8 protein-coding genes and 1 pseudogene are annotated in these 7,887 nt (G+C 48.3%); 2 read left to right on the top strand and 7 right to left on the bottom strand.

Annotated elements, in window-relative coordinates; genetic code table 11:
- The 7 genes and pseudogenes from BM124_RS18610 to cyoE form a co-directional block, all read right to left on the bottom strand.
- A pseudogene (locus tag BM124_RS18610) lies at positions 1-146 on the bottom strand (IS110 family transposase); the annotation flags it as partial.
- Between the two features lie 119 nt (positions 147-265).
- A complete protein-coding gene (locus BM124_RS14145; RefSeq protein ID WP_093338473.1) occupies positions 266-1,126 on the bottom strand; it encodes a permease prefix domain 1-containing protein in 861 nt (286 codons plus the stop codon).
- On the bottom strand, positions 1,116-1,445 hold the full coding sequence (locus BM124_RS14140; RefSeq protein ID WP_093338471.1) for a PadR family transcriptional regulator: 330 nt from the start codon (positions 1,443-1,445) through the stop codon (positions 1,116-1,118). Before BM124_RS14140 ends, BM124_RS14145 begins: the two co-directional genes overlap by 11 nt.
- 329 nt (positions 1,446-1,774) lie before the next feature.
- On the bottom strand, positions 1,775-2,467 hold the full coding sequence (locus tag BM124_RS14135; protein ID WP_170841155.1) for a cytochrome c oxidase assembly protein: 693 nt from the start codon (positions 2,465-2,467) through the stop codon (positions 1,775-1,777).
- A 181-nt stretch (positions 2,468-2,648) separates the two neighbouring features.
- Positions 2,649-2,849 (bottom strand): EAL domain-containing protein, encoded by a 201-nt coding sequence (locus BM124_RS14130; RefSeq protein WP_093338468.1) that lies wholly within the window; start codon positions 2,847-2,849, stop codon positions 2,649-2,651.
- A gap of 59 nt (positions 2,850-2,908) precedes the next feature.
- On the bottom strand, positions 2,909-3,454 hold the full coding sequence (locus BM124_RS14125) for an MHYT domain-containing protein (protein ID WP_093338466.1): 546 nt from the start codon (positions 3,452-3,454) through the stop codon (positions 2,909-2,911).
- A gap of 32 nt (positions 3,455-3,486) precedes the next feature.
- Entirely contained in the window at positions 3,487-4,416 is a 930-nt protein-coding gene (cyoE, locus tag BM124_RS14120) for a heme o synthase (protein WP_093338464.1), read from the bottom strand.
- A gap of 233 nt (positions 4,417-4,649) precedes the next feature.
- Between cyoE and BM124_RS14115 the strand changes: the two genes are divergently transcribed.
- Both BM124_RS14115 and BM124_RS14110 read left to right on the top strand, forming a co-directional pair.
- Positions 4,650-6,227 carry a BCCT family transporter gene (locus BM124_RS14115; protein WP_093338463.1) on the top strand — a complete coding sequence of 526 codons (1,578 nt, stop codon included), beginning with the start codon at positions 4,650-4,652 and terminating at the stop codon, positions 6,225-6,227.
- A gap of 532 nt (positions 6,228-6,759) precedes the next feature.
- Positions 6,760-7,662 (top strand): nuclease-related domain-containing protein, encoded by a 903-nt coding sequence (locus BM124_RS14110; RefSeq protein WP_093338461.1) that lies wholly within the window; start codon positions 6,760-6,762, stop codon positions 7,660-7,662.
- The last annotated feature ends 225 nt before the right edge of the window (positions 7,663-7,887 follow it).

Below are 7,887 nucleotides of genomic sequence, written 5' to 3'. Positions count from 1 at the left end.
TCATTGGAGAAGCTGGTTCGTTTTCCAAATTCAAAGCCGCGGTCATCGAAAGCACGAGCCACCTGTTTGTTTTTAGCAATATCTACGCCAATAATAAGTGTGTTAGAGGTGATTTGCGTGAGTTTTTGGTTTTGCGTATAATGCATGATGAGTCCTCCTTGGTTTCCGGATTTCGAGGTCGATGTTTTTCATCGGACACTCCGTACTATACCAAGGGGGCTCTTTTTTGTTCAAAACTCACATTTTCCCCTAACAGGAATGCTCCTTATTCCAATAATCCTGAAACATACGGAAAGATAATCGGCCAAAACATATACGCCAGAATGAGAACGGTTAGAACCAGACTTCCCAAAACCAGTTTCGGGAAACGCGGAAGCAGCAGGGTCTGAACCGTATACAGCACCGCCCACAAGAGCATCGGTATTAATACACGCAGTAAAACGGCAGCGGACGCGCCGAAACCCATGGCGATGAGATGAATATACAGTGCCGCCGCACCACCTGCGAGGCCGAGTGTGATGTTGAAGATATGAATAACACGCCGTGATTTTTTATGTTTCTTTTTTTGTTCATATGTCAAAACGGTCCGGTACAGAAGATACAGATTGAGCAGTAAAATCAAAGGAAGAACCGGACCTAAGGAACCGGACCCGAAAAATCCGAGGCCGCCCCATTGAGGAACGAGAAACAGAAGATTCAACACCAACGCAAGAGCCAGCCACAGCTTCCGGTTTACAGCAAATACACGGTTCAATGCAAAAAAGAGTACAGCCGAATGACCAACGGTTCCATAGAGGACAAACCAGAGAGCTTCCCGGGTCTGAACAAGCGATGATATATACTTCCCGAACGTAAACATAAAGCAGAGCACCGCAAGCGCCAGCAGCAGTTCCCGCCGGAACGGAAACATCGCCTGCTGCAGGCCGTCGCCGATACGCGCTTCCTTCCCAAACATGGCCATCGCCTCCTCTTCCGCTTCGTCTTCCGTCTTTCCGGCTTCGATCTCTTCATCCCGCCGAATCAGAACATGCGATAACAATTCCTCATACAAATCATCACGCTCCGATCTGCTGCAGTCGGTTTGGGCAGCGATCCGCTTCACATAAGCTTCGAGCTTACGTGTCATACGCTCTTCCCGCCTTATCCAGCAGATCATGAAGCGATGCCCAGTCTTTGCGTTTGCGTTCGAGTTCGGACCCGCCTTCTTCGGTGATCGCGTAATATTTTTTGCGTCTTTCCCCTTCCGGAGCGCTCCAGTACGACGTTACCCAGCCTTTGCGCTCCATCCGCTTCAGCGCCGGATACAACGTTCCTTCACTCATGTTGTACGCCTCATCACTCAGGCTTTTCAGCTTCTTCGTCATCTCGTAGCCATACAGGTCGCGGTCCGCCACCAGTGACAGCAGAATTAAATCAATGTTGCCCTTCATCATTTCTTTATCCATACTCTATTCTTTCCTTTCACTGGAATACAGGTACAGTATAAATTTTAATACATCGTAATGCAAGGGTTAAATGCATTTCCATTCTCTTTATCGCTTTATCTTTCAGACTTCCATATCCAACACTATAAAGCCGCGCAAAATTTGTGTTTTTATTTTTAATTTTCAAATAATTATAGTCGCACAGAAGAGGTGTCGGAACACAGTCAAATGCACCAAGCGTATTAAGCGCTTCGAGAAAAAATACTCCGGCGCCACCAATTCATTGATATAACCGAATGTTGAACTGTCTCTCATAACATAATGAAAGGAATTGGTTTTACCATATATTTCTATTCTCTGCGCCCCCGGTCGATATCAGCTGCCTCGTGGATGAAGGCTGCTATTAGAACGCAGTACAATATTACTGTTATAACTTTCCAGGCGACTCCGCCGATCTGCTGGGCACGGAGTGCATTCAGTTCACCGACACCCGGAGACACAGAATACGCACTATACAGCACTTCACCTCCGAATATAATATAAATACCTAGTGGTGTTAAAAAAACACCTAACCCCACGATATATGTGATTTTTAGAAAGGGCTGAAGAGTATTGTTACTTGCTGCCGGCGCCGCGACCGGCCACCACATCCCAAACGCCAGAACCAGCATCAGCATCATGTACAGTAAGCTGAAAGCAGGCTGTGACATAACGATATTAAACACTACCGGCATATATAATACACAAAAAGCAGCAGTGAATAAAATAAGAGCGGTTACAGGTTTCGTCAAAATTCGGACTGCTCCACCCCAGCGGGGATGACTATACACCGGCTGCACTAATTCATCTGTCAGACCAAGCAGAATAAAAATCGGGACGAAAAAGAGAAGGGCTGTCTGCTGCAACATATGAACGAGAAAAAACGAATCCCCCCATGCCAGCACCGGTTCAACGAGGGCGGCTGCAAACAATATCATTCCGAGAATAAACGAAAATCGTTTTCGGAAAGGCAGGCGTCCGGCTTTTGCGGAAGATATATACATACGGATTATGAATACTATAAAAATAACAAGCGCCGTGCTCCACACATACGTCATATTATATACCCCAGTTATAAAAATTATCAATTACATCATTTTATCACAGGAATGTCCAAAGGATAAGAAGCTGCAAAGAAACAAAGATTCCAGCGGCATTCTGATTTTCCCTGCGTTTCACACGGTACTATACCAGATCATTTCTTAATATCCTTCGAGGGAAGCGGCGGGCTGTAGTAGTACCCCTGGTATTCTTCACAGTCTTTGCCGGACAACAGCTGGAGCTGGCCTCGTTTTCGATTCCTTCTGCGATGACATTGAATTCCAGCCGGTGCGCCAGATGAATGATGGCGTCGACAATCGCTTTTTCCCTCGATCCCTGTTCCATGTTGTCGATAAACTACTTATCGATCTTCAAAGTGTTGAGCGGAAAATCTTTCAGATGGCTCAGGGAGGAGTATCCTGTGCCGAAAAAATCGGCACTCCCATCACAATGGCGCTGCCGATAAATCCGGCCGCCCTTTTCCCCCGGTGCTTGATCGAGGGCAGGACGGAAAGTGCCACGTACGTATCATCATAAATCAGTTCAGCTCCCATCTGCATGGAAGCCATTCCGATATAATGCTTGGACACAATGCCTGAGCCTATTAATACGGAACCACTAAGGTGAAATATACGTTTCGGCTGAAAAAACTGTACGATTAAAAAAGCGAGGCAGCTCGCCGTCACCGCGCAGGTTACGCTGAGTACAAACAGTACCGGATCATACGTGACACTCATCCCCATGTCATAGGCAAGCATCCCGATAAAATGCATCGACCATATGCCGCCTCCGAGACAAAAGCCCCCGGTGAGTGCCCATAGAATCTTGTTTCTGGAAGTCGACCCGCCGAGGCGTCCGGCAGCGTGAAAGGCGGCATAGGACGCAAAAGCCGCAATAAATAGAGATAAAAGCACAAGAGATGGTTGGTACGTTCCCTGCATCATTTCCATTGAAGTTACATTTTCCTTCCTTTAACCCCGAGCTACAGCTGGAACAAAATGCCGGTCAGGGAGTAAATAATGACGGTGGAAAAAAATATCGTCATGTGAACGAGGGAAAAAATAAACATCGATTTTGCCCATTTTTCCGCATCCATTCTTTTTGACCCATACATGCTGAGTACCAGCCAGGTCACGCTGAGAAGCAGCGAGACAAGCATTAACCCAACACTCAATGTACCAAGCAGAAAGCTGATGCCGATTAAAATGACAAGATAGACGTTCGTCTGGACGTACGTGCGCTGGACGCCTTTCACGACCGGCAGCATTGGCACTCCGGCTGCCCGGTATTCTTCGTATTTGCGTATCGCAATGGCGTAGAAATGCGGCATCTGCCACATCACGGTGATGACAAATAATCCGAGAGCCGCCGGATGGGAGATATCGGGGTACATCGCCGCCCATCCGATGAGCGGCGGCATTGCTCCGGAAATACTGCCGATTTCTGTATTATAGACCGTCCGCCGCTTGCTCCACATCGTATAGGGAACGACATAAAAAAAGATGCCGAGAAATCCCAGCAGCGCAGCTAGCGGTGTCGCCAGAGCAAGAATGCCTACCCCGGCGATACTCATAAGCACCGCCAGCCACAACACGGTGCGGGCCTGTATTTCTCCGGTGACGGTCGGACGGGTTTTCGTCCGTTCCATCATGGAATCGATGTCGCGGTCATACAGATTATTAAAGGCACCCGCTGCCCCCATAACGAGAATGGATCCGGCAAACGCGCTGATGATAGCCGGAAGCTTCTCTATAATACCAAGCTGATACGTATACAACGCGAGCGTTAATCCTGCAGCCATCGGAAATAAGTTCGACTTAATGATTCCTGTTTTTATTGTTTTTGACAAAACCTCTGAGAAAGGCTGTTTTTCCGCAGTAGAAGCTTCGTTGAATCCACTGTTTATTCTCATGATTATCCTCTTCATTTCTATTTAAAATTTCTACATTCATTATATCAGACATACCAGCCGCCACATACGAAACGGTTTGACCATTCAGCAACATATTACAGCAAATTTTTTAAATCGGTGGCATTATTTTGCTTCAAAAAGGGTAACAGGACTGATAGCTGTTAAAGCCTGTAAACCACTTGTTCCTTTGTCATTCACTTGTCTTATTATTATGTGCAAAAGGGGAATACACTATGGAGGACAAAACGAAACGACTACAGTTCATGAACACGATTTTCTGGGTTTCTTTTTCGATTATCTTTGTCTTTGCGTTATGGGGAGCACTCGCACCTGATGCGTTAGCGCAGACAGCGGACAGTGTATACGGCTGGATTGCCGGAACATTCGGATGGTTCTATCTGTTGTTTGTACTATTTTTGATTATTTTTAATTTTTATATTGCGTTCAGTAAATACGGCAAAATCAGACTCGGCGGGATGGATGCGAAACCGAAGTACCCGCTTTTTACCTGGATTGCGATGTTATTCAGCTGCGGATTCGGTGTCAGTATTGTCTTCTGGGGCGTCGCGGAACCGATGACCCACTTTGGTTCTCCGCCTCCATTTGCGACAGGGGTCGAAGCGGAATCAGCCGCAGCCGCACGTGAAGCGATGTGGAACGCCTTCTTCAACAACGGCATCCATCAGTGGGCTTCTTTTACATTCGTCGGGCTTGCCATCTCTTACTTTCTTTACCGCCAGGATGAGCGAAGCCTGATCAGCGATACGATGAATGCGGTGATCGGCCACAAAGGGAAAAAGCCGCTTCGTCATTCCATTGATATCATAGCCGTGATTGCGACCGTCATGGGTGTCGCGACAACACTTGGGCTGAGTGTGCTGCAGATCAACAGCGGCCTCGGCAGCGTGTTTGACGTGACGTCCGGACGTACCGTACAGTTCGGCATTGTCGCTGCCATGTTTATTTTGTTTATGCTTTCCACACTGTCCGGCCTTGACCGGGGGATCAAATACTTAAGCAATGTTAACCTCGGCCTGGCCCTCATACTTATGGTTGCCATGCTTATTATCGGGCCAACCGGATTTATTTTAAACGCACTGACCACCGGAATCGGGGATTACGTGCAGAACTTCTTCCAGGCCAGTCTCCGGCTGGATCAGTACACAGACAGCACGTGGGTGCAGGAGTGGCCAATCTATTACTGGGCATGGACGATCGCCTGGGCTCCGTTTGTCGGCATGTTCGTTGCCCGCATTTCCAAAGGGCGCACACTGCGGGAATTTGTGCTCGGTGTCATGGTTGCCCCGCCGCTCATCGGTATTATCTGGATCGGTATTTTCGGCGGGACAGCGATTCATCTCGATCTGTTCCAAGGAACGAATATCACGCAGGCTGTTCAGGAAAATACATCCACCGCTCTGTTTGCTATGCTTGAAAACGTGCCGCTTGGAACGATTCTATCTGTTTTGGCTATATGTCTGCTGTTTACGTTTCTCGTTACCTCGGCCGACTCCGCCACGTTTGTGCTTGGTATGATGACATCAAACGGCGATCAGAACCCATCGGTCATTCTGAAGATTATCTGGGGTACCCTGATTGCTTCGCTCGCTTTGATTCTCATTATAAGCGCCGGGCTGAACGGACTGCAGACCGCTTCTCTCGTCGGAGCGCTTCCTTTCTCCGTCGTGCTGTTCGTCTCCGCTTTATCGCTGCTCAAATCGATACGCAAAGATTACCGGAGGACCCGGGAGCTCGAAGAAGAAGAACGGCAGCGACAGATCCGCGAGCAGATTGAAAATCATACAGAGTAAGAAGAAAGAGCTGCGCACCGGATACGCAGCTCTTTCTTTTTTTATTTTGGTCCCGCAAGGCGAGGCGTTCATGATTGCGTTTAGGTCTTCATTTTTTCGCCAAACGTCGTTAGGAAAGGTACCGAGTTACGTTTGACCCGCTCCCGGCAGCTGTAAACTGTCTTATGAACCGTTCATGGTTACGTTCGGGCTCGTTTTCCCACCCGTTTTGGCCGCATGACGCTCACAAGCCGGCACGCGCCATCAATAACATCCGGATAACGCGGCGCAGTATTGTATGACACTAAATATTGGTGGAACGCCCCCGTCATCGTCCCCCAGTTGCGTTTCCAACGTCTCCGCGCACCGTAAACGTCGTTAGGAAACGAGCCGGACTACGTTTGACCCGCTCCCGGTACCCGTAAACTGTCTTATGGACCGTTTATGATTACGTTTAGGGTGGTACTATACGCGCCAATCGTCGTTTAGAAACCGGTACTTGCTTTTTCTTCCATCTCACCTTATGATAAAAGAAATCGAAAGGGAGTGACCTATGATTAAAAAGAAGCTCCGCCCATCCCCCGAACTCCAGCTGTTTCGCAGTCTGAACCTCCGCTCTTCCCTTCCCCCGAAAGAAAAGCAGTACTACCAACATCTTGAAAAAGGATTCGAAGGAGAACGGCAATTCGACGAGTGGGCGTTCACGCTCGACCCCCAGCCGGTCATGATTCATGATATCTCGTTTGAAATCAGTCACACCTACTGTCAGATCGACTCTCTATGGATTACCCCTCAAGGCATCTATCTTTTTGAGGTCAAACAATATGAGGGTGATTTTTATGTAAAAGATGATTCCTGGTTCACCCTTTATGGAAAAGAAATCAAAAGCCCCCTCCTGCAGCTGAGAAAAAACGAGTCCCTGCTCCGCCAGCTCATGCAGCAGCTGCACTGGGACATTCCGGTACACGCTTTCCTCATTTTCATGAATCCTCTTTTCACCCTTTACCACGCTTCTCCTGATATGCCGATTCTTTTTCCTTCCCAAACGGAACGGTTCCACCAAAATTGGAAACGCGACTCGCTGCCTTCCGGAGAGAAAGAAGAAAGGATGGCGGAGCATCTTCTGGAACGGAGCACGACTATCCCCTTTCCTTCGCGGACTCCTCCTTACACTTTCACCGACCTGCAAAAAGGAATCCTATGCGCGGCATGCTTTTCTTTTATGAAAAAAGAGAAGAGAATGGTGATCTGCCCGGAGTGTCAAACCACTGTAAGCAGGGATCAGGGTGTGCTGCAGAGCGTCGAAGAATTCAGGCTCCTTTTTCCCGATGAGAGACTCACCACCAATACCATCATCGAATGGTGCGGGGGCGGCCTGTCTCCGCGGTCGATCAGGAGGATTCTGACCACAAACTTCCAAATCAGAGGGAGAGGGAAGTATGCTTCTTACCAGTAACCAGCGATTTTGTTGAGCAACCTCTTCAAACAGTTCCGTCATCGTTCCCCAGTTACGTTTACACCGCTTTCGCACGCCCTAAACGTCGTTATGAAACGCGCCGGGGGGCGTTTGACCCGCTCCCGGCAGCTATAAACTGTCGTATGAACCATTCATAGTTACGTTTGAGCATAATTTCAGCCTCGCTTTGGCCGCATGACGCTACAATCCTGCCTATCTATTCAA

Origin of the sequence: Salibacterium halotolerans, assembly GCF_900115625.1 — a bacterium.
Taxonomy (GTDB): Bacteria; Bacillota; Bacilli; order Bacillales; family Marinococcaceae; genus Salibacterium; species Salibacterium halotolerans.
The sequence above is the reverse complement of the archived record's forward strand: the minus strand, read 5'-3'. Positions and strand labels throughout refer to the sequence as shown.

What these genes read in the sequence shown, in the direction of transcription:
- BM124_RS14135 (WP_170841155.1), bottom strand. Translation starts at nt 2,467, where the DNA reads ATGTATATATCTTCCGCAAAAGCCGGACGCCTGCCTTTCCGAAAACGA.
- cyoE (WP_093338464.1), bottom strand. Translation starts at nt 4,416, where the DNA reads ATGAGAATAAACAGTGGATTCAACGAAGCTTCTACTGCGGAAAAACAG.
- BM124_RS14110 (WP_093338461.1), top strand. Translation starts at nt 6,760, where the DNA reads ATGATTAAAAAGAAGCTCCGCCCATCCCCCGAACTCCAGCTGTTTCGC.
- BM124_RS14115 (WP_093338463.1), top strand. Translation starts at nt 4,650, where the DNA reads ATGGAGGACAAAACGAAACGACTACAGTTCATGAACACGATTTTCTGG.
- BM124_RS14145 (WP_093338473.1), bottom strand. Translation starts at nt 1,126, where the DNA reads ATGACACGTAAGCTCGAAGCTTATGTGAAGCGGATCGCTGCCCAAACC.
- BM124_RS14125 (WP_093338466.1), bottom strand. Translation starts at nt 3,454, where the DNA reads ATGGAAATGATGCAGGGAACGTACCAACCATCTCTTGTGCTTTTATCT.
- BM124_RS14130 (WP_093338468.1), bottom strand. Translation starts at nt 2,849, where the DNA reads ATGGAACAGGGATCGAGGGAAAAAGCGATTGTCGACGCCATCATTCAT.
- BM124_RS14140 (WP_093338471.1), bottom strand. Translation starts at nt 1,445, where the DNA reads ATGGATAAAGAAATGATGAAGGGCAACATTGATTTAATTCTGCTGTCA.